The organism is Streptomyces sp. NPDC055955, assembly GCF_042270245.1.
Taxonomy (GTDB): domain Bacteria; phylum Actinomycetota; class Actinomycetes; order Streptomycetales; family Streptomycetaceae; genus Streptomyces.
Window position 1 is genome coordinate 422,194 of sequence record NZ_JBHJYS010000002.1, and the last position, 25,013, is coordinate 447,206.

At 71.7% G+C, this 25,013-nt stretch carries 18 protein-coding genes, 1 tRNA gene and 1 pseudogene; 7 read left to right on the top strand and 13 right to left on the bottom strand.

The window, feature by feature from the left end:
- The first annotated feature begins 100 nt into the window (after positions 1–100).
- Entirely contained in the window at positions 101–1,147 is a 1,047-nt protein-coding gene (locus ACFC96_RS05180) for an NAD(P)-dependent alcohol dehydrogenase (protein ID WP_376610537.1), read from the top strand.
- Between the two features lie 428 nt (positions 1,148–1,575).
- Here ACFC96_RS05180 and ACFC96_RS05185 read toward each other — a convergent pair.
- Positions 1,576–1,649 (bottom strand) — tRNA-Pro (locus ACFC96_RS05185).
- A 135-nt stretch (positions 1,650–1,784) separates the two neighbouring features.
- Here ACFC96_RS05185 and ACFC96_RS05190 point away from each other — a divergent pair.
- Complete coding sequence (locus ACFC96_RS05190) at positions 1,785–2,291, top strand: DUF309 domain-containing protein (RefSeq protein ID WP_376610299.1); 507 nt, start codon at positions 1,785–1,787, stop codon at positions 2,289–2,291.
- A gap of 217 nt (positions 2,292–2,508) precedes the next feature.
- Positions 2,509–4,581 carry an MDR family MFS transporter gene (locus ACFC96_RS05195; protein WP_376610301.1) on the top strand — a complete coding sequence of 691 codons (2,073 nt, stop codon included), beginning with the start codon at positions 2,509–2,511 and terminating at the stop codon, positions 4,579–4,581.
- A 7-nt stretch (positions 4,582–4,588) separates the two neighbouring features.
- On the opposite strand, the gene ACFC96_RS05200 is transcribed toward ACFC96_RS05195, so the two are convergent.
- The gene (locus tag ACFC96_RS05200) at positions 4,589–5,344 is read right to left on the bottom strand and encodes a sulfite exporter TauE/SafE family protein (protein ID WP_376610303.1); all 756 of its coding nucleotides are present in this window, start codon (positions 5,342–5,344) and stop codon (positions 4,589–4,591) included.
- 275 nt (positions 5,345–5,619) lie between these two features.
- On the opposite strand from ACFC96_RS05200, the gene ACFC96_RS05205 reads away from it, so the two are divergent.
- Positions 5,620–7,305, top strand: a complete 1,686-nt coding sequence (locus ACFC96_RS05205; protein ID WP_376610305.1) for an IS200/IS605 family accessory protein TnpB-related protein — start codon at positions 5,620–5,622, stop codon at positions 7,303–7,305.
- Between the two features lie 17 nt (positions 7,306–7,322).
- Here the strand turns inward: ACFC96_RS05205 and ACFC96_RS05210 are convergent.
- Both ACFC96_RS05210 and ACFC96_RS05215 read right to left on the bottom strand, forming a co-directional pair.
- A pseudogene (locus tag ACFC96_RS05210) lies at positions 7,323–7,553 on the bottom strand (SDR family oxidoreductase); the annotation flags it as partial.
- Positions 7,554–7,584: 31 nt separating this feature from the next.
- A complete protein-coding gene (locus ACFC96_RS05215; RefSeq protein WP_376610307.1) occupies positions 7,585–8,772 on the bottom strand; it encodes a thiolase family protein in 1,188 nt (395 codons plus the stop codon).
- Between the two features lie 100 nt (positions 8,773–8,872).
- Here ACFC96_RS05215 and ACFC96_RS05220 point away from each other — a divergent pair, with 100 nt between their 5' ends.
- A complete protein-coding gene (locus ACFC96_RS05220) occupies positions 8,873–9,514 on the top strand; it encodes a precorrin-8X methylmutase (RefSeq protein WP_340458870.1) in 642 nt (213 codons plus the stop codon).
- A 42-nt stretch (positions 9,515–9,556) separates the two neighbouring features.
- Here the strand turns inward: ACFC96_RS05220 and ACFC96_RS05225 are convergent, their stop codons facing one another.
- Complete coding sequence (locus tag ACFC96_RS05225; protein ID WP_376610309.1) at positions 9,557–10,312, bottom strand: cobalt-precorrin-6A reductase; 756 nt, start codon at positions 10,310–10,312, stop codon at positions 9,557–9,559.
- Positions 10,313–10,329: 17 nt separating this feature from the next.
- Here ACFC96_RS05225 and ACFC96_RS05230 point away from each other — a divergent pair, with 17 nt between their 5' ends.
- Positions 10,330–11,442, top strand: a complete 1,113-nt coding sequence (locus ACFC96_RS05230) for a cobalt-precorrin-5B (C(1))-methyltransferase (protein WP_376254779.1) — start codon at positions 10,330–10,332, stop codon at positions 11,440–11,442.
- A 215-nt stretch (positions 11,443–11,657) separates the two neighbouring features.
- Here the strand turns inward: ACFC96_RS05230 and ACFC96_RS05235 are convergent, their stop codons facing one another.
- Both ACFC96_RS05235 and ACFC96_RS05240 read right to left on the bottom strand, forming a co-directional pair.
- A complete protein-coding gene (locus ACFC96_RS05235) occupies positions 11,658–12,302 on the bottom strand; it encodes a response regulator transcription factor (protein ID WP_340459386.1) in 645 nt (214 codons plus the stop codon).
- On the bottom strand, positions 12,293–14,047 hold the full coding sequence (locus ACFC96_RS05240; RefSeq protein ID WP_340459387.1) for a histidine kinase: 1,755 nt from the start codon (positions 14,045–14,047) through the stop codon (positions 12,293–12,295). Before ACFC96_RS05240 ends, ACFC96_RS05235 begins: the two co-directional genes overlap by 10 nt.
- A gap of 158 nt (positions 14,048–14,205) precedes the next feature.
- Here ACFC96_RS05240 and ACFC96_RS05245 point away from each other — a divergent pair, with 158 nt between their 5' ends.
- Positions 14,206–17,163, top strand: a complete 2,958-nt coding sequence (locus tag ACFC96_RS05245) for an NACHT domain-containing protein (RefSeq protein WP_376610311.1) — start codon at positions 14,206–14,208, stop codon at positions 17,161–17,163.
- Position 17,164: 1 nt separating this feature from the next.
- Here ACFC96_RS05245 and ACFC96_RS05250 read toward each other — a convergent pair whose 3' ends face one another.
- The 6 genes from ACFC96_RS05250 to ACFC96_RS05275 all read right to left on the bottom strand — a co-directional run bounded on the left by ACFC96_RS05250 (position 17,165) and on the right by ACFC96_RS05275 (position 25,011).
- Positions 17,165–19,549, bottom strand: coding sequence for a beta-N-acetylglucosaminidase domain-containing protein (locus tag ACFC96_RS05250; protein ID WP_376610312.1), 2,385 nt, complete (start codon positions 19,547–19,549; stop codon positions 17,165–17,167).
- Positions 19,550–19,610: 61 nt separating this feature from the next.
- Positions 19,611–20,870 (bottom strand): alpha-L-fucosidase, encoded by a 1,260-nt coding sequence (locus tag ACFC96_RS05255; RefSeq protein WP_376610539.1) that lies wholly within the window; start codon positions 20,868–20,870, stop codon positions 19,611–19,613.
- Entirely contained in the window at positions 20,870–21,889 is a 1,020-nt protein-coding gene (locus tag ACFC96_RS05260; RefSeq protein ID WP_340457122.1) for an ABC transporter ATP-binding protein, read from the bottom strand. The genes ACFC96_RS05255 and ACFC96_RS05260 overlap by 1 nt, the downstream gene beginning before the upstream one ends.
- Positions 21,873–22,949 carry an ABC transporter ATP-binding protein gene (locus ACFC96_RS05265; RefSeq protein WP_376610314.1) on the bottom strand — a complete coding sequence of 359 codons (1,077 nt, stop codon included), beginning with the start codon at positions 22,947–22,949 and terminating at the stop codon, positions 21,873–21,875. The genes ACFC96_RS05260 and ACFC96_RS05265 overlap by 17 nt, the downstream gene beginning before the upstream one ends.
- On the bottom strand, positions 22,946–23,938 hold the full coding sequence (locus ACFC96_RS05270; RefSeq protein WP_376254791.1) for an ABC transporter permease: 993 nt from the start codon (positions 23,936–23,938) through the stop codon (positions 22,946–22,948). Before ACFC96_RS05270 ends, ACFC96_RS05265 begins: the two co-directional genes overlap by 4 nt.
- Positions 23,935–25,011, bottom strand: coding sequence for an ABC transporter permease (locus ACFC96_RS05275; protein WP_340457119.1), 1,077 nt, complete (start codon positions 25,009–25,011; stop codon positions 23,935–23,937). The genes ACFC96_RS05270 and ACFC96_RS05275 overlap by 4 nt, the downstream gene beginning before the upstream one ends.
- Positions 25,012–25,013 lie beyond the last annotated feature (2 nt).

Sequence of the window (25,013 nt, forward strand, 5' to 3'; positions counted from 1 at the left end):
CCCTTCGCGTGGTCGACCACGACCGATATTGAACTGACTTCATATCTGTTATCGTCACGGCCGCCGCACTGACAAGACCCCGGACGGTGAAACCGTGAAGATGAAGGCGCTGCGACTGAAGGACTGGGGACAGGAACCGGAACTCACCGACCTCGACCAGCCGGTGCCAGGCCCGGGAGAAGTCCTGGTACGCGTGGAGGCCGCAGGACTCTGCCACTCCGACCTCCACGTCCTCGACGCGACCCCAGGGGCACTCCCCTACCGGCCGCCGTTCACACTCGGCCACGAGATCGCCGGGCAGGTCGCCGCCCTCGGGCCCGGCGCGGACGGCGGACCGGGGCCGGGCGAACGTGTCGTGGTCTACGGCCCCTGGGGATGCGGGAGTTGCACGCGCTGCGCCGCCGGACAGGACAACCACTGCGACCGGCGCGACACCCTCGGCTGGCACGGGGCGGGACTCGGCCGCGACGGAGGCATGGCCGAGTACGTACTCGTCCCCTCCGCCCGCCATCTGGTGCCGATCGGCGACCTCCCGGCCGATCAGGCAGCGCCGCTCTCCGACGCCGGTCTGACCTCCTATCACGCCGTCGCCGGTGTGCGGCAGGCACTCGGCAAGGGCAGCACCGCGGTGGTCGTCGGCGTCGGCGGCCTCGGACACCTCGCCGTCCAGATCCTGCGGGCGACCACCCCGAGCCGCGTACTCGCCGTCGACCTGCGCCCCGAGGCCCTCGCCCTCGCGGCCCGCTCCGGCGCGCATCAGAGCATCCCGATGGACGCCGACACCGCCGCCGCCCTGCGGAAGGCGACCGGCGGAGTCGGCGTGGACGCCGTGCTCGACTTCGCGGGGGCACAGCCCACGCTCGACCTCGCCACCGAAGTCCTGCGGCCCGGGGGCGAATTGGCGATCGTGGGCAGCGGCGGAGGTCGACTCACGGTCCGCAAGCCCGGGTTCCTGCCTCCGGGCGTCCGCCTCTCACTCCCCTTCTGGGGCACCCGCCAGGAACTGACCGAGGTCATCGCCCTCGCGCGTTCCGGCGCCCTGCGCGTGGAGACGGAGCAGCTCCCGCTGCCCTCGGCGCCGGACGCCGTCGACCGGCTTCGCCGGGGGCAGATTCGGGGGCGGGCGGTGCTGGTGATGCCCACCTAGGAGAACGTGGACTGCGGGTACGCCCTGGGGAAACCTCTGTGCCAGTGCCGGCGTCGCCATCGGAAGGGGAAGGCGGACCGGCGCCCGGAAACGGTCCCGTGGCCGGCTTGGGCGCGTCACGCGCCGGGCCGCGGGCACGCACCCGTGTGTGGGCTGTCCTCTTGCCCTCGCGGACCATCACAAACTCGATGCCCCGGAGCCGGCCATGCCTGGCGGTCGGATCCGGAGCGTCAGTAATCGGGATCAGAGAAGTAGGGGCCGAAGAGCACATCGAGGAGGACCCAGTTCCCGAGGCGGAGGTTGACCGCGGGGTGGTCCACCAGGCCGGGACATCCCGGGCCACGCATGCTCTCGGCTGCTCAAAACAGTCAACGGCCGGTTCGAGAACCTCGAACCGGCCGTTGGCCTGCCATGCAAACTGCTAACCGTCGGGACGACAGGATTTGAACCTGCGACCCCTTGACCCCCAGTCAAGTGCGCTACCAAGCTGCGCCACGTCCCGGTTGCGCCCCCGGCGGGTGTTCCGCTTGGCGGCGCAGAAAGAACAATACCCCAAGCTCAGGGGTGGTTCGTAGCCGGTGGGAGAGGCCGCGGGCCGCGGCGGGACTGCCGGGCGCCGGCGCGGGACAATCGAGGCATGAGTGACGTGACCAGGGGCCGGGACCGCGACCGTGACGAGGAGGGGCGGGCGAGGAACGCGCGCCCCCGCGACGGCCTCGGCCGTCCGCTGCCGTACGGCGCGGAGGGGGTCGCCCGGCAGCCGGAGGGGGTGGTGCGGGCCCCCGAGGAGACGGTCACGGAGGCGCAGGCGCTGCTCGACGCGGGCCGGCCCTTCCACGCGCACGAGGTGTTCGAGGACGCGTGGAAGTCGGGTCCGGACGAAGAGCGGGGCCTGTGGCGCGCGCTGGCGCAGCTGGCGGTGGGCCTGACGCACGCGGCACGCGGCAACACAGCGGGCGGCGCTCGTCTCCTGCGCCGCGGCGCGGCGGGCCTCACCACGTGGCGTGAGGCCACCGCCCGTCCCACTCCCTACGGGATGGATGTGTCATCGCTGGAGACGTGGGCGACAACGCTGGCCGAGAAGGTGGAGACCCACGCTCCCACCCTGGACGCGGCGACGAACGCCCCGCGCCTCCGCCCATAGGTCCTGCAGTACCTCGCCCAGGCTCCCCACGAGGGGCGCGGGGAACTGCGCACCCTGCCCCCACCACCCGCGGCGAGAATCCCGCCCCCGCGTCCCCGGACAGCGGGGCGCGGGGCGGCAGCCCCGCAAAACCCCGCCCGGCACCGACGCAGCGTCCGTCACCCATAGGGCTCCGCAGGACCACGCGCCGGGCCGCCCGCGATGTGAGGCTGGACGGGTGACCACCGCAACGGAGACCGTGCAGCCCCCGGCGCAGCCGCCCGTACTGGACCGGCGGCGCCGCAACGTCGTCTTCGTGACGATCATGCTGGGCATGCTGCTGGCCGCGCTCGACCAGACGATCGTCGGCACGGCGCTGCCGACGATCGTGTCGGATCTCGGGGGCGCCGCGCACATGTCGTGGGTCGTGACGGCGTACCTCCTCGCGGAGACCGTCGCCACGGTGCTGGTCGGCAAGTTCGGTGACCTGTTCGGGCGCAAGGTGGTCTTCCAGGTCTCGGCGATCGTCTTCATCACCGGTTCGTTCCTGTGCGGACTCGCCACGAACATGACGCTGCTCATCGCGTGGCGCGCGGTGCAGGGCATCGGCGCGGGTGGGCTGATGGTGACGGCGATGGCGCTGATCGCCGATGTCATCCCGCTGCGCGAGCGGGGCAAGTACCAGGGTGCCATCGGTGCCGTCTTCGGGGTCGCGACCGTGATCGGTCCGCTGCTGGGCGGCCTGTTCACGGACCACCTCACCTGGCGCTGGGCGTTCTATGTCAACGTACCGATCGCGATCCTCGTCGTGATCGCCGCGGCCCGCACGATCCCCGTCGTGAAGTCCGCGGTCCGTCCCGTCATCGACTACCTCGGCATCGCGCTCGTCGCGGTCGGGGCGAGCGCGCTGATCCTGGCGACGAGCTGGGGCGGGAACCAGTTCGCGTGGGGTTCGGGCACCATCATCGGGCTGTTCGCGGGGGGCCTCGTCGCGCTCGCCGGGTTCTGCTGGGTGGAGACCCGCGCCGAGGAACCCATGCTGCCGATGCGGCTGTTCGGCAATCCGGTGTTCACGGTGTGCTCCGTGCTCAGCTTCATCGTGGGTTTCGCGATGCTGGGCGCGATGACGTTCCTGCCCACCTACCTCCAGTACGTCGACGGTGACTCGGCCACGGTCTCCGGGGTCCGCACCCTGCCGATGGTGATCGGTCTGCTCCTCGCGTCCGTGTTCAGCGGCAACGTCGTCAGCAAGACGGGCCACTACCGACTGTTCCCCATCGTGGGCTCCCTGGTCATGGCGGTGGGGCTGTACTTGTTGTCGCTGATGGACAGTTCGACGAGCGCGTGGCTCGAGTCGCTGTACATGTTCGTGCTCGGTGTCGGCATCGGCCTGTGCATGCAGGTTCTGACGATCGCCGTGCAGAACACCGTCGAGTACGCGGATCTGGGCACGGCCACCTCGGGCGTCACCTTCTTCCGTACGCTCGGCAGCTCCTTCGGTACGGCCGTGTTCGGCACCATCTACGCCAACGCGCTCAAGACGAACCTCGCCGACGGGGTCGCTGCGGCGGCGGCGAGCGGGGCCGCGCCGCCGGTGGTGATCGCCAAGGCGGCGCAGAGTCCGGAGGGGCTGCACCGGCTGCCCGCCCCGGCGCGTCAGCCGGTCGTGGAGGCGTACGCCGACACGCTGCACACCGTGTTCCTCTGGACGGTCCCGGTCGCGCTGCTCGGCTTCGTCGTGGCTCTGTTCCTGAAGCAGGTCCAGCTGCGGGACAGCGCGCGGTCGGGGTCGTCCGACATGGGCGAGGGCTTCGCGTCGCCGCAGGGCGGGGACTCGGCGATCCTGCTCGAGCGGGCCGTCGGGAACATCGTCAAGTCGGCGGATCTGGAGACCGCCCGGCGCATCCTGGACGAGTCGGACACGCGGCTCGACACCGCGGGCGCGTGGGCCGTGATGCAGGTGGAGTTCTTCACGCGGATGGTGGGGCACGCGAGCCTCGGCATGATCGCGGCCCGCCGCCGTCTGCCGCCCGAGGTGCTCGTGCCCGTCTTCGACCGCATGGTCGAGGAGGGCTATCTGACGCACACCGGCTACTACTTCTCGCACACGGCGGCCGGGCGGCGCGAGGCGGACGTGATCGGTCGCGCCTGGGGAGCGTGGCTGAGCCGGCAGGTGGAGGCCGACCTCGGCAAGCCGCCGGGCAAGGACCTGCGGGCCGCCGTGGACGCGATCGCGAAGCGGCTGCTCGTCGAGGACCTGGAGCACGGCCTGCCGTCCCGCGGCCCGGAAAAGGTCCTCGCCGCTTCGTGACGGTGGCTCAGCGCAGCAGGAGCTGCACCCCGCCGACCACCGTCGCCGCGATCACGAGCCGTTCGAAGAGGCGCTGGTTGATGCGGTGCACGCAGGCCTTGCCGAGGAAGGCGCCGGGTACGACGAACAGGACGAGGGCCGCGTCGAGGAGCAGCGAGCGCCCGTTGATCAGGCCGAGGCCCACGCTGAAGGGCACCTTGGCCGAGTTGACGATGAGGAAGAACCACGCGGAGGTGCCGAGGAAGCCGAGCTTGCGGAAGCCCGCCGACAGCAGGTACATCGACATGACGGGCCCGCCGGCGTTGGCGACCATGGTGGTGAAGCCGCCCAGCACGCCGTAGGAGCGTGCCTTGGCGCGGCCGGCGCGGCTCGCGGTCTCCTCGACGTCCGGAGCGTCCTCCCGGCGTCTGCGCCACACCGTGACGGCGGCCATCAGCAGCAGGATCGCCCCGATCGAGGTACGCACCATGGCGTCGTCGGCCCACACCATGAAGAGCGTGCCGAGCACCACTCCCGCGGCCACGGCCGGGAAGAGGCGCCACAGGGTGGGCCAGTGCGCGTGTCTGCGGTAGGTCAGGACGGCGAGGACGTCGCCGGCGATGAGGACGGGCAGCAGGATGCCGGTGGACTCACGGGCGGGCAGGACCGCCGCGAAGATGGCGAGGCTGACCGTGTTGGCGCCGCTGACGGCCGTTTTCGAGAATCCGACGAGCACGGCCGCGGCGGCGAGCGCGGCGAATTCCCAGAGGGTTATGGAGTACATACCGGGGACAGATGCTAGACCCATCTATCCGGTCGGCGGCAGGGGGCGCCGCATGCTGGGACGGCGTCCCCGGGGCGGCGGGGGTTGGGAACTGCATGCGCTGGGCTGCTTTCGAAGGTGTGTGAGTAACGCGGCGCCGATGGCCCAGCTGTGTGGTGCGGGGGATTTCCTCGGGGGGAGCACGGATGTTCTTGGGTCGAATGGGTGACCTTTGCGGGCGGGGTTCGTTGATTGGAGTGTCGGGATCTTCAACACGGCGCTGAAGGGGTGACCAGGTGGGCGAGCAGCGGGAGTTGAAGGCGTCGTTCGTGGTGCCGGGCCCCTCGGGGGTGGCCATCCGGGACCGCCTACGGATCTCGGATCGGGATGCGGAGGTGCTGCGAGAGGTCGGTGTGTTCCTCGGTTCGCTGGCCGCAGGGGATCTCGCGATCCGTTCCCGGCAGGGACTGTCGCACGACGGAGCCGGGTGGGCGGCCCGCAAGCGGGAGCTCACAGGGGCCTCATCCGCGCGGTGGGCGGGCAGCATCACCAAGGCCACGCACGACCAGTGGGCGCTGGCAAGGCGCGGCCAGCTGGCGGAGATGGCATGGCTGCGGGGTCAGATCGGGCAGATCGAGGCACGCATGGCCCGGCCGCTGGGTGCGAAGTCGAGCAAGCATGAGGGTCTGGCGCGCGGATATGGGTCACGATCCGAGTGGCACGCCAAGTCCCGTCGCCTGCACGCGCTCAAAGACCGGTTGGCCCGCGTGGAGGCGGACTGGGCGGCGGGCCGGGTGCACGTGGTGCGCGGCGGCAAACGCCTCGCCCACCTGCGTCACCATCTGGATGAGGCCGGGCTGGACGAGCGAACCTGGCGGGAGCGGTGGCAGGCGGCGCGAATGTTCCTGGCCGCCGACGGTGAGTCCGGTAAACGCTTCGGCAACGAAACGATCCGCATCACCGACACCGGAGAAACCTCGATCAGGCTCCCGGCCGCCCTCGCTCACCTGGCCAACGCCCCACACGGCCGCTACGTCCTGGATGCCACGGTGGCCTTCAAGCACCGGGGCCCGGAGTGGCTGGACCGCATCACCGCGAACCGGGCTGTGGCCTACCGCCTCCACCACGACCAAGTATGCGGGCGCTGGTATGTGACCGCGTCCTGGCAACGCGCCGCCGTTCCGGTCCTGTCGTTGCGGGCAGCCCTGGCACGGGGTGTGGTCGGGGTGGACATGAACGACGACCACCTTGCCGCCTGGCACCTCGACACCCACGGCAACCCGGTCGGCGAACCCCGGCGCTTCTTCTACGACCTGTCGGGCACCGCTGCGCACCGGGACGCCCAGATCCGGCACGCGCTGACCGGGCTGCTGCACCACGCCCGCCGCTGTGGAGCTGCCGCGATCGCCATCGAGGACCTGGACTTCACCGACGGCAAGTCCCGTGAGAAGCACGGCCGCAATAAGCGCTTCCGCCGTCTCATCTCCCGCTTTCCCACCGCGAAGCTGAAGGCCCGCCTAGTATCCATGGCCGCCGAGCTGGACATCGCCGTCGTCGCGGTGGATCCGGCCTACACCTCCCGGTGGGGCGCCCAGCATTGGCAACAGCCGCTGACCGCACCCACCCGCAAGACCACCCGGCACGATGCGGCAAGCATCGCGATCGGGCGACGCGCCCTCGGGCATCCGATCAGGCGACGGACGGCACCGCCCCGTACCCACCAGAGCGATGAGTACGGGCATCGGACCGTCCAGGCCAGACCGGAGTCCCGACAGCGTGAGGAACCCCGCCCCCACCCGCCCGGACCACGCACCAGAGGCGTGCCGCCCGGCAGTGGCACGAAAGCGGGCGACCAGCGTGCCCAAGACCGTTCGGAGCACGCGGCTGAGCAGCAGCCCTGGCCACAGGACACGCTCCCACTCAGCCTCCAGGAACGGTACTTGTGGCGGCCCAGGTGCTCCTTGGACGACCCCGCGATCTGACCGGCATCGGGCCTCGGCATCTTGCAGAACATGCCGTCGCGGGTGACGCCCGCGTTGTTGACGAGGATGTGCAGTCCGCCGAGTTCGTCGTCGACGCATGCGAAGCTGGCCTCGACCGGGTACTGGTCTGTGGCGTTGCAGCCGTACGACGCCTGCCCGCCCTTGGAGCAGATCGCCTCGACGGTGGCCTCGGCACGCTCTGCCGTGAGGTCCACGACGGCCGCGCGGCCGGTGAACCTGCTGCTCACCTTCTTCGAGTTCCTTACGCTGTGCGGGAGTTCAGGCGCGCTCGACGAGGACGGCGGAGCCCTGGCCGACGCCGACGCACATGGTGGCGAGGCCGCGCGAGCCGCGGGTGCGGCGCATGCGGTGGAGGAGGGTGGTGAGGATGCGGGCGCCGGAGCAGCCGAGCGGGTGACCGAGCGCGATGGCGCCGCCCGTCGGGTTCACCAGCTCGGGGTCGATGCCGAGCGCGTCGACGCACGCGAGGGCCTGCGCGGCGAACGCCTCGTTGAACTCCGCCTCCTGGATGTCGCCGACGGACCAGCCGACGCGGGCGAGGGCCTTCCGCGTGGCGGGGACGGGGCCGATGCCCATGACGTCGGGGTGCACACCGGCCGAGGCCCCGGCGACGTACCGGCCGAGGGATTCGAGGCCGAGGTCGTGCAGGGCGTCCTCGCTGACCAGGAGCAGGCCCGCGGCGCCGTCGTTCATGGGTGAGGCGTTGCCCGCGGTGACGGTGCCGCCCTTGCGGAAGACCGGCTTGAGGGTGCCCAGCTTCTCCAGGGAGGTGTCGGGGCGGATGCACTCGTCCTGCTCGACGACGACGCCGTCCGGGCGCGTGACGGGGAGGATCTCGGCGTCGAAGAGGCCGTTCTTGCGGGCCTCGGCGGCGTTGTGGTGGCTGCGCAGCGCGAAGGCGTCCTGGCGCTCGCGCGGCACGTCGTAGCGCTCGGCGACCTCCTCGGCGGTCTCCCCCATGGCGAGGACGCCGTGCAGCTCCTTCATCTTCGGGTTGACCAGTCGCCAGCCCAGGCGTGTGTCGTACGTCTCCATCTTGTGCGGGAGCGCCTCGTCGGGGCGCTGGAGCACGAAGGGGGCGCGGCTCATCGACTCGGAGCCTCCGGCGAGGACGACGTCGGCCTCGCCGGAGGCGATGGTGCGGGCGGCGGCGGTGACGGCTTCGAGCCCGGAGGCGCACAGGCGGTTCACGGTCGCGCCGGGGACGGACTCGGGCAGGCCCGCGAGGAGGGCGGCCATGCGCGCGATGTTGCGGTTGTCCTCGCCGGCCTGGTTCGCGGCGCCCCAGTAGACGTCGTCGATCCGGGCCGGGTCGAGCTCCGGCACACCGGCAAGCAGACCGCGGATGACGCCGGCCGCGAGGTCGTCCGGGCGCACGGTGGACAGGGACCCGCGCAGCTTTCCGATCGGGGTGCGGCGGGCGGCGGCGAAGTGGACGGGACGCACGTGCGGCTCCTGAGGGAAGTTAATTAGCACTGCTAGTTTTGGACTATAGACCCGGGCCCCGCACCCTGTGAAGTGCGTACCGCTGGATAGGCTCCCCGCCGTGAGCACTGCGTTCGAGTACGAGAAGTCCGGGGCGGAGATCTACCGCCGGTCCTTCGCCACGATCCGCGCCGAGGCCGATCTGCGCGGGCTGCCCCCGGAGGTGGCCCAGGTCGCGGTCCGGATGATCCACGCGTGCGGGATGGTCGACCTGGCGGGCGACCTCGCGTACTCACCGGACGTCGCGGTCCGCGCCCGCGAGGCGCTGCGCGGCGGCGCGCCCGTCCTGTGCGACGTGTCCATGGTCGCCAGCGGGATCACCCGCAAGCGGCTGCCCGCGGACAACGACGTGGTGTGCACGCTGTCGGACCCGTCGGTCCCCGCGCTCGCCGAACGGCTCGGCACGACGCGCTCCGCCGCCGCGCTGGAGCTGTGGCGGGAGCGGATGGGCGGGGCGGTGGTCGCCGTGGGCAATGCGCCCACAGCGCTCTTCCGGCTCCTGGAACTGGTGCGCGAGGGCGCCGAGCCGCCCGCCGCCGTGATCGGGGTTCCGGTCGGGTTCGTGGGCGCGGTCGAGTCGAAGGACGCGCTGGCACAGCACGCGGGGGAACTGGGGCTGGAGTATCTGGTGGTGCGGGGGCGCAGGGGGGGCAGCGCCATGGCTGCGGCGGCGGTCAATGCCGTGGCTTGTGAGGTTGAGTAGCCCCCCACCCCGCCCCTCCCCGAAGTCCTGGGGATCCGCTCCTCACACGCCGGAGGGGCTGATGCTGCCCTGCGCCCATGTCACCGCCTCCCCCACCGACTCCACCTCGGCCACCCCCTCCGGTACCGCCGGCCGCCGCACAACGATCACCGGGATCCCTTCCTCCCGCGCAGCGACCAGCTTCGCCACCATCGCCTCTCCCCCGGCGTCCTTCGTCACCAGTACATCGATGCCGTACTCCCGCAGTACCGCCCGCTCGCCCTCCACCGTGAACGGCCCACGGGCGAGCAGCACTTCCGACCGGAGCGGCAGAGGCGGCTCGGGAGCATCCACCGAGCGCACGACGCAGAACACGTCACCGACGCCCGAGAAGGCCGCAAGGCCCAGGCGGCCGACCGTCAGGAACGCTCGTCGGCCCAGCTCCGGCAGACGCCTCGCGGCCTCCTCCAGCGAAGCGACGCCGTGCCAGTCGTCGCCCGGTACGGGGACCCAGCCGGGGCGGCGCAGCGCCAGCAGGGGAACATGGGCCGTGGCGGCGGCCTGCGCCGCGTGGAAACTGATCGTCCCGGCGAAAGGATGGGTGGCGTCGATGAGCGCGTCCACCTGGAGCTCGCGCAGCGCGCGGGCCAGGCCATCGGCTCCCCCGAAACCGCCCGTCCGCACTTCGCCCGCGGGCAGCAGGGGCCGGGCCACACGTCCCGCGAGCGAGCTCGTCACGCGCCACCCGGGGTGGCTGTCGGTCAGGGCCTGCGCGAGGCGGCGGGCCTCGGTCGTGCCGCCGAGGATCAGTACGTGCACGGGTGCGTGGTCCCTTCATGGGTGAGGCGGGCGGCGCCAAGGGCGGACGCGGCGCCCAACTCAAGCACACCGGCCTGCGGCCCGGCTGGACGACCGGCGCGTGTGCGACGGGGGCGGCCACGGCCGCGTACACCGCGCTCCTGACCGGCGACTTCCCCGACCCGGTGACCATCACGCTGCCGAAGGGGCAGACACCCGCGTTCGCGCTGGCGGCCGAGGAGCTGACCCGTGAGCACGCCATGGCGGGCATCGTGAAGGACGCGGGCGACGACCCGGACGTCACGCACGGGGCGCTGGTGCGGGCGTCGGTGCGGCTGCTGCCGACCGGGTCCGGCGTCGTGTTCCGGGCCGGGCCGGGCGTCGGCACGGTGACCCGTCCGGGGCTGCCCCTCGCCGTCGGGGAACCGGCGATCAACCCCGTGCCGCGGCAGATGATGCGGGACCACGTCGCGGCTGTCGCCGAGCGCCACGGCGGGAGCGCCGACGTCGAGATAACCGTGTCCGTCGACCACGGTGAGGAGATCGCCCGGTCGACCTGGAATCCGCGGCTCGGGATCCTCGGCGGGCTGTCCGTCCTGGGCACGACGGGCATCGTGGTGCCGTACTCCTGCTCGGCGTGGATCGACTCGATCCGGCGGGGCGTGGACGTGGCGCGCGCCGCCGGGCGCACGCATGTGGCGGGCTGTACCGGGTCGACGTCGGAGAAGACCGTGGTCGCCGAGTTCGGGCTGCCCGAGGACGCGCTCCTCGACATGGGTGACTTCGCGGGCGCGGTGCTCAAGTACGTGCGGCGTCACCCCGTCGACCGGCTGACGATCTGCGGCGGGTTCGCCAAGTTGTCGAAGCTCGCGGCCGGACACCTGGATCTCCACTCGGCGCGCTCGCAGGTCGACAAGTCGTTCCTGGCCGGCCTGGCGGCCGGGGCGGGCGCGGGCGCGGAGGTCGCGGCGGCAGTGGCGGACGCCAACACGGGCCTCGCGGCACTCCGGTTGTGGCCGCCGCTCGGCGACCTGGTCGCCGCCACCGCGCGCGACGAGGCCTTGCGCGTGTTGCGGGGCGCACCCGTTCAGGTCGATGTACTCTGCATCGACCGAGCGGGTGCGGTGGTCGGGCGCTGCGCACCCCGGTGAGCTCGCACTTCGACCCCCGCCGCCCGGTTCCGGTAGCAACTACTCCGGATCTCAGGGCTGGCCCTGATGTCCCGGGCGCGCGGGCTGCCTAGAGTTGAGTTCACCGGCACCGCTCCGCAGTCGACGTACGGGGGAGCCACGGGGGCAAATCGGGGGACGACGTCGCCTTCGGAGCGGTCAGCCGGGACCTCTTCACTCCGCGCGCACGGGCGGGGTCAGGCGCGCAGGTAGGTCAGCACCGCGCGCACGCGCCGGTGTTCGAGCAGATCCTGTTCCAGGCGCAGCTTGCCGAAGATGTTCCGTACGTGCGTCTCCACCGTTTTGCCGCCGATGACGAGACGCTGGGCTATCGCCTCGTTCGAGTGGCCCTCGGCCATCAGCGCCAGCACGTCCCGCTCTCTGCCGGTGAGTTCGTCGAGAGGGCTCGTGGGGCGGGGGGTGTTCATGAGTTTGGCCACGACGAGCGGGTCGAGAACCGTCTCGCCGGACGCCACACGCTTGAGCGCGCCGCCGAGTTCGTCGATGTCGGCGACGCGCTCCTTGAGGAGATAGCCGAATCCCTCGGGCTGCTCCGCCAGGGCCCTGACGGTGTCGGTCGTCTCGACGTACTGGGACAGCAGCAGCACGCCCGTGCCGGGGTGCGCTGCGCGGATCGCGGCCGCCGCGACCAGACCCTCGTCGGTGTGCGTCGGCGGCATGCGGATGTCGAGGAGCACGGCGTCCGGACGGTGCTCGGCGACGAGGGCGAGGAGGGGCCCCGTGTCGGAGCACTCCGCGGACACTTCGAACCCCTCGTCCGACAGCAGTCGTACGATCCCCTGCCGCAGCAGCGCCGAATCCTCGGCAACGATCACCCGCACGGAAGCTCCGCCCTGATTCTGGTCCCGCCACCGGCGGGACTGTGTACATGCAACACTCCGTCGACGGCGGCGAGCCGGTCCGCGAGGCCGCGCAGGCCACTGCCGCGCGCGCTGTCCGCTCCCCCGACTCCGTCGTCGACGGTCTCGATGACGAGCCGGCCGTCCTGGTGCGTCGCGGAGACGCTGACGGCGCGGGCACCGGCGTGTTTGGCCGCGTTCGACAGGGCCTCGCACACCGTGAAGTAGGCGGTCGACTCGACGACCGCGTCGTAGCGCCGGGGTTCGGCCGCGACGACGACCGGCAGGGTCGCCTCCCTGGCCAGAGCCGTCAGCGCGGGTCCGAGTCCCTCGCGCGTGAGGACCGCCGGGTGCAGACCGTGGGCGAGACCGCGCAGCTCCTCGATGGCGAGCCTGAGGCTGGACTCGGCCTCGGTCACGGACGCGCGCAGGGACTCGTCGGGATGGTCGGCGAGGCCGCGTTCGACGCGTCGCAGGGCCATCAGGGCGAAGACGAGCCTGGCCTGCGCCCCGTCGTGCAGATCCCGCTCCAGGCGCTTGCGTTCGGAGTCGGCGGCTTCCACGATCCGCGTGCTCACGTCCCTGGCGCGGGAGCGCAGCCAGACGTTCTCGAGGGCGAGGCGCAGCGCGGCGGCGACGGACGCGAGGAGTTCCGGGTCGTCCATGAGGGCGGGGTCGTGGTGCAGCAGCGCGAGCGGGCGGCCGTCCGCGGCTCCGACGGGGGTGCGGCCGGTGCCGTCCGCCGTCACCTCGCGCCCGGAGCCGTCGACGTAGGCGCGCCGCTCCTCGCGCCACAGGCCGAGCCGCAGCGTCGGATCGCCCAGGACGCGGGCCAGGGCCTCACGCAGGCGGGCCGGGTCGGGGTCGGTGCCGACCTCGATGACGAGGCCGCTGACCTCGGCGCGCTGGAGATGCATGCGCAGCAGTCCGGCGAGGAACGCGAACGGCACCGCGACCTGGGCGAGGTCGGACAGGAGATAGACGGCCTGTTCGCCGGTCCCGCCGGTCTCGCCGAACCACGGCACGACGTAGAAGAGCATGTCCCACATCAGGAACACGACGGCGACGCCGATGCCGACCCACGCCGGGAGCAGCGCCTGCCTGCGGGCGGCGGACGCGTGCCGCCAGCGTTGCACGACGGCGACCGCGGCGACGGCGGAGACGACCCAGCCGAGCGCGTGGTACACGGTGTCGACAGGGCCGAAGAGATCGTGGGTGCCGGGGATGAACAGGGCGTTCGGGCCGCAGCCGGCGCAGTCGAGGTAGGTGGCGCCGGTGGCCCGTGCCGGGTCGAACAGGAGCGTGCGCACCAGGCCGCCGACCGCGACGAGACCGTAGGCGAACTGGACCAGACGCCGGGTCAGGACGGTGGTGAGGCGGCCCTCGGGGAAGCAGAGGATGAGGTGCAGCAGGATCGTCATGTTCAGCGCCTCCCACCAGGCGCCGAACGCGAACAGGGCGGGTACGGAGGTGCCTTGGAGGTTCCCGAGGAACCAGGTGACGCCCTCGGCGATCATCAAAGGGCCGGTCCGGTTGGCGGGCCGGCGCCGCCAGGCCACGAGTCCCGCGGCCGCGTACGCCCAGCCCACGGCGAGATCCCGCACCACGTCGCCCGCGGACCCGCCGGCCCGCAGATACGCCCACGAACCCACCGATCCCGATACGGCGGCGAGCGCCGCGGCCCCCATCAGGCGCAGCCGAACCGCATGCTTCCCCTGACTGTCCACGGCCCACACGGTAAGCCATTCGGGGGAACGGCGTGCACGCGGTGTCGCCCGGCGTACGCGCTGTGCTCGATGGACCCCGGCCTCGTGTCCTGGCAGAGTGGCCGCCGTCCGCACATGATCCGTGGGGGGTTCGGGTGGGTTCGCGCAGGCTGCTTTCGTTGTCGGACGCGCTGGTGCTGCTCGGTGCGGATCCGCCGCGCCTCGCGGCGCTCGACCGGTCGCTCGGCGGGGTGCTGGCCGTGGCGACGGGCGGTGTGAGCGACGGACTCCTGCGGATCGCGGACGCGCGGGGCCGGATCCTGGGGCTCGGCCGTGACGCGGTGCGCGGGGTCGGGGCGCGGCTCGGGGCGGCGGACGGGCGGGTCGAGCGGGGCGAGGTGCTGCGGGCCGCGCACACGGTCGTCGTGGTCCTCGGCTGGTTCGAGGCGCTCGCGGAGCAGGACCTTCCGTTCTCTCTCGACGCGGTGCGCATGACCCGTGGAGACCAGTTGTCGCTGGTCGGGGCCGGGGAGGCGGACGCCGGTTTCGCGCGGGCCCTCGCCGCGGTGGACGCGCCGTTCCCCGCTCCGCACCTGGCGCCGCAGGACGCGGCGCGGGAGCTCCTCGGCTGGTACTCGGCTCTGTCCGGACGGTTCCTGCGGTTCGTGTCGGGCCTCGCGGTGTGGGACACGCTCACGCCGGCCGGGCGCGACGCGGCGGAGCGGGCCCTGACGGGTTCCCTGCCCGGCGCGGCCTGCGCCCACTACGACAGCCTCTACATCCAACTCGCCCAGCAGGCACCCGAGTTCGGGTTCTGGGCCACGCTGACCGAGCACCGGGCGACGCGGGCCGGTGTGCAGCGGGCCCTCGCGGGCATCGAGGCGCTGCTGGCCGGTACGGCGTCGCACACGCGGCAGCCCGTGGATGTCGCTGCGGCCCTGGCCCGATCCCACGAGGCGGCGCTCTCCCGCCCGGTCCTGGACGCGGCGTCAGCTCCCGACGGCATCCGCGTACCGGCCCTGGAGGAGATGTATCTGGACCCGGACTTCCGGGTGCGGCCGGTGGCCGGGCAGCACGGGCCGGCGGACGAGGCGTGGTGGGAGCGGGCCCCGGTGCGCGAGGACCTGACCCGGTACCTCGCCGGGGCGCTGACCTCGGCGGGGCAGGAGCGGACTCCGCTGCTCGTGCTCGGGCAGCCCGGCGCGGGCAAGTCCGTCCTGACCAGGGTGCTCGCGGCGCGGCTGCCGGCGGCCGGATTCCTGCCGGTGCGGGTGCCGCTGCGCGACGTGCGCGCCGAGGACGACCTCCAGGAGCAGATCGAGCAGGCGGTGCGGGCCGCGACCGGCGAGCGCGTCACATGGCCCGATCTGGTCCGTTCGGCCGGCGGCGCGGTCCCGGTGCTTCTGCTCGACGGGTTCGACGAACTCCTGCAGACGACCGGGGTGCACCACAACGACTTCCTGGTGCGGGTGGCCCGCTTCCAGGAGCGCGAGGCGGAACAGGGCCGTCCACTGCTGGCCCTGGTGACCAGCCGCACGTCCGTCGCCGACCGCGCGCGCTACCCCGACGGCATGGTGGCGCTGCGCCTCGAACCCTTCCGCGCCGCGCAGATCCAGCACTGGCTCGCGGTGTGGAACGACGCCAACGCCGCCGGGTTCACGGCGAGGGGCCTGCGCCCGCTGTCGTACGAGGTGGTGTCACGGCACGCGGCGCTCGCGGCGCAGCCACTGCTCCTGACGATGCTGGCGCTGTACGACGTGGCGGGCAACGGCCTGCAGAGGGACGGCGGGGAACCGCTGGACGAGGCCGACCTCTACGAGGAGCTCCTGTTCTCCTTCGCGCGCCGTGAAGTCGGCAAGACGAGCGGGGACATGGCGTCCGACGACGTCCTGCGCGAGCGCGCCGAGCTGGAGATGCAACGCCTGTCCCTGGTCGCGTTCGCCCTGCTCAACCGGCGCCGCCAGTGGGTCTCGGCGGCCGAGCTCGACGAGGACCTGGCCGCGCTCCTGGGGCGCTCGTCCCCCGGGGCCTCCGGTTTCCGCACGCCGCTCGGCGCCGCCGAGGTCGCGCTCGGCAGGTTCTACTTCGTGCAGCGCGCCCAGTCGGTGCGTGACGGCCACGTCCTGGCGACATACGAGTTCCTGCACGCCACGTTCGGCGAATATCTGGCGGTGCGGCTCGCACTGCACGTGCTGAGCGCCCTCGTGCAGAACCGGTCCGCCCTCGCCCTCGGCGACCAGCGCGTGGACGACGACCTGGCTTACGCGCTGCTCTCGTACGCGCCCCTGTCCGGGCGCCAGATGCTGCGCTTCGCCGGCGCGATGACGGCTCGGATGGAACCGGCCGAACGGGACAGGCTCAGCCGTGTCCTGATCCGCGTACTGGACCAGCACGAGACCCGTACCGGCGACCAGCACCCCGCCTACCGGCCCGCGACGCTGAGGGTCGCCTCGCGGCACGGGCTCTACGGCGCCAATCTCGTCCTGGTCATTCTGCTCCTGACGGGCGGCACCACGGCCGCCGAGCTGTTCCCCGGCTCGGCGAACCCGGTCAGCGCCTGGCACCGGCACGCCCTGTTGTGGCGTTCGGCGCTCAACGAGGAGCAGTGGACGGACTTCGCCCTCTCGATGACCCTGCGCCGGTCCTGGGACGCCGACGGCCGCCGCACGCTCGACGTCGCGCCGCGGTACGGCGCGCCCGCGCCGCCGGACCCGGTCGACGCGAACTGGCTCTACCGCTACCCCCGCGGGCACGGCGGGCCCGGCTGGTCCCGGCCCTACTGGGACGAGATCTGGCACAAGATGGAGGTGTCCGGCGGGACGAACGACTCCCTCGTGCGGCACGTCATGGACCCCGTGTTCACCTGGCTGGGCCCTTCCGTGACCACGTTCGTGGCCACGGAAGGGGAGCCGGCCACCTCGCTCGCGCACGACCTGCTGCACCTCCTGCTCAGCGGCGGCGCGGAACTGACCGACGCCGAGCTGGAGTTGACGTACCGCCGGGTGCTGCGGGGCATGGGGGCCCTGCCGGGCAGCCACGTCCACCGTGTCACCGCGCTGCTCGCCACCGTCGCGGGGCGGGACGACGCGCGGCTGCCGGCGGACCTGCGGAGCGAGATCCACGCGTTCACGCGGTAGGTCAGCTGCGCGCCCTGCCGTACACCTCGACCTCCGCCATGTTCAGCTCGACGGGCTTCTCGCTCGCCAGCCACACCCGCACATAGCGGCCGTGTGCCGTGACCGGGATCGCCGTCGGGCCGCCGGCCTGCGCGCTCTCGTGGTGGGACCACACTCCGGGCTTGGCCAGCTGGTCGGACAGGGTGCCGGTGAAAGGCTCGTCGGAGACCAGGACGTAGTAGTCCTGGGTGCGGTCCGCACAGCAGTCGCTGCGGTTGTAGACGTCGACACGCTCCAGGTCGGCGACGGAGCCGAGGTCGACCTGCCACCAGGGCTGTGCCTCCTTGCCGCTGGTGGTCGAGAAGTTGAAGCGGTCGCCGTCGGCCGACTTGGCCGCGCCGTACGGGAACTCGCCGCCCGAGGCGTAGTCCGAGCTCTGCTTCGTGTCCTTGTTCAGGGCGAGCTGCCGCAGCGGCTCGAGGCCCTTCGAGGCGTCGTGCAGGTCCTGGACTTTGCTGACGAAGTCGCCGAGGAACGGGTCGGCGATCTTCACAGGTCCGGGCTGGTGGTGTTCTGCCGGGTCGATGGTGATGTGCGAGGCGGCGTCGGCGGCCTTGTCCATCGCGGCGCGCTCGTCGGCCGCCTTGTCCGTGTCGTGGGCGTCGATGGCCTTCAGCGCGGTGAGACCGTGCGCGAGGGCCTTGCCCCACAGCTCGGTGGAGTCCAGCCAGGGCCCGGCGTCGTGCAGGAACTGCTGGTCGGGCACACCGGCGCGGAGGACGGCCGGTATGCGTCCGATGTTCGCCGCGGTCGGCGTGAAGGAACGGACGGCGGCCGTCGGGTCGTTCTCGTACGCCTTCCAGAACTTCTCGAGCTGTGCGCTGAGGATCGGCGACTGGGGCTGCCACGGCTTGGCGCCGAACGTCGGTGCCATGTGGTTGAGGTCGACGAAGGTCTGTACGGCGTCGGCGACGCGCGGGTCCCCGCCGGCCAGGTGCAGCGCTGACTGCCGGGCGGAGCGGGTGCGGTCGTAGCCGCGGTCGTTCCACGAGAAGTCGGACATGGTGAAGACGGCGAGCTTGCTGGCCGCCTCCTGGTTCATCGGGTTGGAGACGAGGCCGCTGAGGTGCTCGGACAGGCCGGGCTCTCGCTTGTCGTAGGGGGCGAGCAGGAGGCGTCCCGAGGTCCGGCCGAAGTCGTTGACCGGGTAGTTGTCCCAGACGAACACCTTGCGCCCGAACAGCTCGGACGCCTTCTGCGCCTGGTCGTTGGTGATCTCCGGCGGAACGACGTCGGTGCCGGTCCACATCACCTCGATGTTCTTGTCGAGGTTCCCGCGGAGCTCCTGCTTGTACGCGGTGTCGGTGAGGTCGCCGTACTCGGTGGGCACCATCTGGAGCGGGTTGGCGCCGTCGTGGGTGGCGATGAAGTCCTGCTGGACGGTGTTGAGCAGACCGACCTGGGCCTTGGCGGCGGGGCCGCGCCCGGGGGCGCCGAACTTCTGCTGGTCGGCGTCGCAGTTCCACTTGGTGTAGCTGATGTCGTCGAGCGGTACCGAGAAGGAGCGCACGCCCAGGTCGTAGAGCGCCTGGAGCTTCGCGGTGAGGGCCTTCACGTCGGCCGGGTCCGAGTAGCAGACCGAGCCGCCGGGCGACACGGCGAAGGTGAAGCGGACGTGGTTGGCGCGGGCCCGGTCGACGAGCGTGCCGAGCTGGGCGAGCTTGTCCGCCGGGTACGGCTCGCGCCACTTGTCGCGGTGGTACGGGTCGTCCTTGGGCGCGTACACGTAGGTGTTGGACTTGACCTCGCCGAGGAAGTCCATCTGGTCCAGGCGTTCCGTCTCCGTCCAGGGCGGTCCGTAGAAGCCCTCGATGGAGCCGCGCAGCCGCATGGACGGGAAGTCGGTGACGGACGCCCCGGCGATCTTCCCCTTGGTGACGAGCTGCCTGAACGTCTGGGCCGCGTAGAACTGGCCGGTCGCGTCGGTGCCGCCGAGCGCCACGGTGCGTCCCGCCACGCGCACGGCGTAGCCCTCGTCCTGGGTGGGGACGTCGGTGCCGCGCAGGGCCTTGGCCACGTCGGGGCGCGTGGCCGGGCCGAGGAGCACGGTCAGGGGGGCGTGCCCCGACGCCTTGGTACGGACGTCGACGTGGCGGACTCCGTGGGCGCGCAGGGTGGTGGTGAGGAGGTCGCGGGCCGGCTTGTCGGTGGTGTCGTCCACGACGAGTTCGGCGCGCGAGGGCAGGGCGATGTCCGCTCCGGCGCGGGTCATGTGCTGCGGGGTCGGGGAGACGACGGGCAGGGGCCGGTCCGTCGCGTGCGCCGATACGGGCGGGATGGCCGCGGCGGACGCGGCGACGAGCAGGGTGGCGACGGAACAGGCGTGCACGGCTCTTCGGGCTGTCATGGGGCTCTGCCTCCGAGATCGGTGTCTGTGTCGGTAGGTCGAGGGGGGTGGAGTGCGGGTGTCAGTCGCGGGTGTGTTCGCGGTACAGGTCGAGTTCGCCGTCGAGTTCGAGGGCGACGACGGTGCACAGGGGGTCGAGCTGGTCGTCGGTGACGTACAGGTACTCCCAGCCGGGGACCTCGCCGAGCCCGCCGACGCGCTCGTGGCGGACGTCCGTGCCCGTCCCGAGGACCCGCGCCGAGCGGACGGCGTTGCGGACGCCGCGCAGGACGACGTACTCGTTGGGACGGTCGAAGAGGAACAGGTACAGGGTGCGGCGGTCGGCGGAGAGGGTGGAGGGCCCGTAGAAGTGGCCGTGGGGCAGGCCGCGCACGGTGTCGCGGACGGCGGGCCGGTGTTCGGCGATCCACTCGCCGAGCGCTTCGAGACGTTCGGCCTGCTCGGGCGGGATCGTGCCGTCGGCCTTCGGGCCCACGGCGAGCAGGAGGTTTCCTCCGCCGCCGACGGTCTCGGCGAAGACGCGGACCAGCTGACGGGGCGACTTGTGGTGGTCGTCCTGCGGCTGGTAGCCCCACGAGTCGTTGACGGTGAGGCAGAGCTCCCAGGGGCCCTTCGGCGGTTCGACGGGGACGCCCTGTTCCGGTGTCGCGTAGTCGCCGTGTCCGGTGAGGCGTCCGTTGACGACGGTGTGGGGGCTCAACTCCTTGATGAACTGGGCGAGTTCTGCCATGCGCCACTGTTCGGGGCTGCGCTCCCACTCGCCGTCGAACCAGAGCAGGTCCGGCTGGAAGAGCCCGAGGAGTTCGCGGATCTGGGCGCGGTGGAAGGCGAGGAAGGCGTCCCAGCGCTCCGGGGCCTCCTCGCCGGCGGCGGGCATCGAGTAGGGGTTGCCGCGGTCGTCGGGGTCCTGACCGTCCGGCCGGACCGTGGCGTAGTCGGGGTGGGACCAGTCGAGGTGTGAGTAGTAGAGGCCGACCTTGAGACCGCGGCGGCGCAGCGCGTCCACGTAGGGGGTGATGAGGTCGCGTGCGGCGGGGGTGCGCCTGGCGACGGAGAGGTCGTTGGCCTGCGTGTCCCAGAGGGCGACCCCGTCGTGGTGCTTGGCGGTGAGGACCGCGTACGTGGCGCCCGCCTCGACGAACAGGTCGGCCCAGGCGTCGGGGTCCCACTTCTGTGCGTCGAACCCGTCGAGCTGTGCCATGTAGGTGTCGTAGGGGACCTGTCCGTTGAAGAAGGACCAGGACTCGGCGACGCCGTCGACGCTGTAGATCCCCCAGTGGAGGAAGATGCCGAGCTTTCCGTCCGTGAACCAGGGCTGCATCATCGGTGGTACTCCTCGTCGTAGCTCCAGCAGTGCACCCACTGTCCGTCGTCGAAATGGGTGCGCGGGGGGAACGCCGTGGCGCACACGGGTTTCGCGAGCGGGCAGCGTGGGTGGAAGCGGCAGCCCGCCGGCGGGTCGACGAGGCTCGGTGGTTCGCCGAGGGTCTCCTCGTCGTCGACGACCTCGGGCTCGTCCAGCAGCCCTCCGTCGCGCTCGGGGTCGGGCGCGGACTCCAGGAGGAGTCGGGTGTACGGGTGCCGGGGCTGTTCCACGACGGCGTCGGCGGGGCCCGACTCCACGAGCTGGCCCGCGTAGAGGACCTTGATCTCGTCGGCGAAGTAGCGGGCGCCCGCGATGTCGTGGGTGATGTAGAGGATCGCGAGGCCCTCGTCGTCGCGGAGCGTGCCGAGGAGGTTCAGGATGTCGAGGCGGATCGACACGTCGAGCATGGAGACGGGTTCGTCGCCGAGGAGGACCTTGGGGCGGGCGGCCAGGGCGCGGGCGATGGCGACGCGCTGGCGCTGACCGCCGGACAGCTCGTGCGGGAACTTGTCGATGAACTGGTCGGCGGGGGTGAGGTTGACGCGGTTCAGCAGCTCGAGGATCTGCTGTTCGAGTTCCGCGCGCCCGGAGGCGTGGCCGTGCAGCTGGAGGGGGCGGCTGAGGATGTAGCGCAGGCGGTGCACGGGGCTGAGCGAGGAGAACGGGTCCTGGAAGATCATCTGGACCTGGCGGTAGTAGGCGCGTTTGCCGCGGGCCGTGCGGGCCTGCTTGACGGGGGCGCCGTCGAGGCGGATCTCGCCCTCGGTGGGCGGGTAGGCGAGGGCGAGCATGCGGGCGAGTGTGGACTTGCCGCTGCCGCTCTCGCCGACGAGCGCGGTGATGCGGCCGGCGTGCAGGGCGAGGCTGGTCGGCTCGACGGCGTGCACTTCCGTGCCGTGCCGGCCCGGTCCGTGCAGCGGGAACCGCTTGACCACGTCGCGTGCCTCGAGGACGGGTTCAGCGGGTGCGGGCATGGTGGTCCTCCTCGCCGCGTACGGTCTGGTGCAGATGGCAGGCGGCCTCGCCGTCACCGAGGGCGAGGAGAGGCGGGGTCGCCGTGTCGCAGGGCGCGAAGCGGCGGGCGCAGCGCGGGTGGAAGGCGCATCCCGTGGGCAGGGTGCGCAGTCCGGGCGGGGAGCCGGGGATGCCGGTGATCTCTCGGCGCGGCCCGTGCAGCGGCGGGAAGGCGCCCCGCAGTGCTTCGGTGTACGGGTGCTGCGGGTCGGTGTAGAGCTGTCGCGCGGGTCCTGTCTCGACGACCTTGCCCGCGTACATGACGGCGATCCGGTCGGCGATCTCGATGAGCAGGGACAGGTCGTGCGTGATGAAGATGACGGAGAATCCCAGCTCCCTCTTCAGGCGGGAGACCTGCCGCAGGATCTGGCGCTGCATGACCACGTCGACGGCGGTGGTCGGCTCGTCCATGACGACGAGGTCGGGCTCGCAGGCGAGGGCGAGGGCGATGGTGGCGCGCTGCCGCATGCCGCCGGACAGTTCGTGGGCGTAGGAGCGCAGCCGGTCGGCGGGGATGCCGACCATGCCGAGCAGCTCTCCCGCCCGTTCCCATGCCTCGCGCTTGGACAGGCGGGTGTGGCGGCGGAGGACGTCGGCGAACTGGTTGCCCAGGCGCAGGACGGGGTTGAGGGCGTTCATCGCGCTCTGGAAGACGATGGCGATGTTCTCCCAGCGCAGGTCGGCCAGTTGGCGTTCGGTCAGGCGCAGGACGTCGGTGTTCGCGGTGCCGTCGCGGCCGTGGAAGACGACCGAGCCGGCGGTGGTGACGGCCGGGGGCCGCTGGAGCCGGGTGAGGGCGGTGACGAGGGTGGACTTGCCGCAGCCGCTCTCCCCGACGATGCCGAGGGTCTCGCCGCGGAGCAGGTCGAGGTCGACGCCGCTCACGGCGTGTACGGGGTCCGCCCTGTCGAAGTAGTCGACGTGCAGGCCGCGGACGGTGAGCAGGGGGGTGCGTTCCTCAGTTCGGCGTACGGTGTCCTGCTTCGGGAGCGATGCGTGCGGCGTGCCGCTGCCGGTCATGACGCGGCCTCCTGAACGGGTGCGGGCTTTGCGGCCGTGGCCTTGGCCGCGGAGCCCTCGGTGGCCGCGTGCAGCCGGGCGGCGCGGGCCCGGGCGCGTACCGCCTTGGAGGGCTTGCGGAGCCGGGGATTGGAGATTTCGTCGATCCCGAAGTTGATCAGGCCGGCGGCGACCCCGATCAGGGCGATGCACGCTCCCGGTGGCACGAACCACCACCATGCGCCTCGGGTCAGGGCGGCTCCGTTCTGCGCCCAGTAGAGCATCGAGCCCCAGCTCGTGATGTTGATGTTGCCGAGCCCCATGAAGGAGAGGCCGGCATCCGCGAACATCGAGCCGACGACCGCGCCCAGGAAGCTCACGGAGATGATCGGGGCGAGCGAGGGGATCAGCTCGCGGGTGATGACGCCCCACCTGCTCTCCCCTGTCATCTCGGCCGCGGACACGAAGTCCCGGTGCCGGAGCGACAGCGTCTGCGCCCGCTTCTGCCGGGCGCCCCACGGCCAGGCGGTGAGCCCGATGACCAGGGCCACGGTGAGCCAGCCGCCGCGCCCCTGCACATAGCTCGCCACGATGATCAGCAGCGGCATGCCGGGGATGACGAGGCAGACGTTGGTGGCGGCGGTCAGGAAGGAGTCGGCGCGCCCGCCGAGATATCCCCCGGCGACCCCGACGAGGACGGAGAGCGTGGTGGTGATGACGCCCGCCACGAGCCCGACGAGCAGCGAGATCCTGCTGCCGACGACGAGCTGCGCGAAGACGTCCTCGCCGGTGGCCGTGGTCCCCAACAGATGCTTCGCGGAGGGGAGTTCCATGGCCTGCGAGGTGTCGACCTCGCTGGGCGAGAGGCCCATCACGTTCTGTACGACGAACGGGCCGAGCAGGGCGAGGAGCGCGAAGAAGACGAAGATCGCGATCCCGACGCGGACCTTGGGGTTCGGGGGCAGTTTCACGCGGCGCAGGCTGAGCCTTCCGCGGACCGACGCACTCATGAGCGGGTCTCCCTCGCACGCGGGTCGATGAGCCCGTACACGGAGTCCGCGATGAAGTTCGCGGCGAGCACGGACAGCGACACGATCAGGAACAGGGCCTGCATCAGCGGGTAGTCGACGCTGGAGACCGACTGGTAGAGGAGGTATCCGACGCCCGGGTAGGCGAAGACGATCTCCACGAGGAGCTGCCCGCTGACGACGGTCCCGATGGTGAGGGCGAATCCGGCGACGCTCGGCAGCACGGCGTTGCGGGCGGCGTACTGGAACATGACGCGCGCCTTGGACAGTCCCTTGGCGCGGGCGAGGAGCACATAGTCCTCGGAGACGGTCGTGACCATCATGTTCCGCATGCCGACGAGCCAGCCCCCGACCGATGCCATCACCATCGTGAGGGCGGGAAGGATGCCGTGCTGCACGACGCTGGCCAGGAACGGCCCGTTGAAGCCGGGCAGCATGTCGCCGTCGTACCCGCCGCTGGTCGGCAGCCAGCTGAGCTGCACCCCGAAGACGAGGACGAGGATGAGGGCGACCCAGAAGAACGGCAGCGACCCCATGAACATGGACGCGGGCGTCATGAACGAGTCGAAGCGTGATCCCACGCGGGAGCCCGAGACGACGCCGGCGGCGGTGCCGAGGACGAAGGACAGGACGGAGGTGAGGCCGACCAGGCCGACCGTCCAGGGCAGCCCGGTGCGGATCACTTCCCACACGGGGGTGGGGTAATAGGCCACGGATATGCCGAAGTTGAAGTGCAGGACCTGGTTCAGATACGTGACGTACTGGTCCCAGAGCGGCTCCCCCGGTGTCCCGAACAGCCGGTAGATGGCGTGCACCTGGTCGCCGGAGAGCGTCTGCTTCTGCTGCATCTGCGCGATGAGCGCGGAGGCGGGGTCGCCCGGCATCAGGCGTGGGATGAGGAAGTTGAGGGTGATGGCCAGGGCGGCGGCCACGGCGTAGAAGCCCAGTCGCCGCAGGAAGTACCGGGCGGTGCCGAGCCTGGCGCTCCGGAGGCGGCGGCCGGGCCGGGGTGCGACGGCGGTGGCGTCCACCGGGCCGAGGGCGGGAACGGTCATGG

Coding starts and splice junctions, on each gene's coding strand:
- ACFC96_RS05180 (WP_376610537.1), top strand. CDS start 101: ATGAAGGCGCTGCGACTGAAGGACTGGGGACAGGAACCGGAACTCACC.
- ACFC96_RS05190 (WP_376610299.1), top strand. CDS start 1,785: ATGAGTGACGTGACCAGGGGCCGGGACCGCGACCGTGACGAGGAGGGG.
- ACFC96_RS05200 (WP_376610303.1), bottom strand. CDS start 5,344: ATGTACTCCATAACCCTCTGGGAATTCGCCGCGCTCGCCGCCGCGGCC.
- ACFC96_RS05230 (WP_376254779.1), top strand. CDS start 10,330: ATGGGTGAGGCGGGCGGCGCCAAGGGCGGACGCGGCGCCCAACTCAAG.
- ACFC96_RS05250 (WP_376610312.1), bottom strand. CDS start 19,549: ATGACAGCCCGAAGAGCCGTGCACGCCTGTTCCGTCGCCACCCTGCTC.
- ACFC96_RS05255 (WP_376610539.1), bottom strand. CDS start 20,870: ATGCAGCCCTGGTTCACGGACGGAAAGCTCGGCATCTTCCTCCACTGG.
- ACFC96_RS05260 (WP_340457122.1), bottom strand. CDS start 21,889: ATGCCCGCACCCGCTGAACCCGTCCTCGAGGCACGCGACGTGGTCAAG.
- ACFC96_RS05265 (WP_376610314.1), bottom strand. CDS start 22,949: ATGACCGGCAGCGGCACGCCGCACGCATCGCTCCCGAAGCAGGACACC.
- ACFC96_RS05270 (WP_376254791.1), bottom strand. CDS start 23,938: ATGAGTGCGTCGGTCCGCGGAAGGCTCAGCCTGCGCCGCGTGAAACTG.
- ACFC96_RS05275 (WP_340457119.1), bottom strand. CDS start 25,011: ATGACCGTTCCCGCCCTCGGCCCGGTGGACGCCACCGCCGTCGCACCC.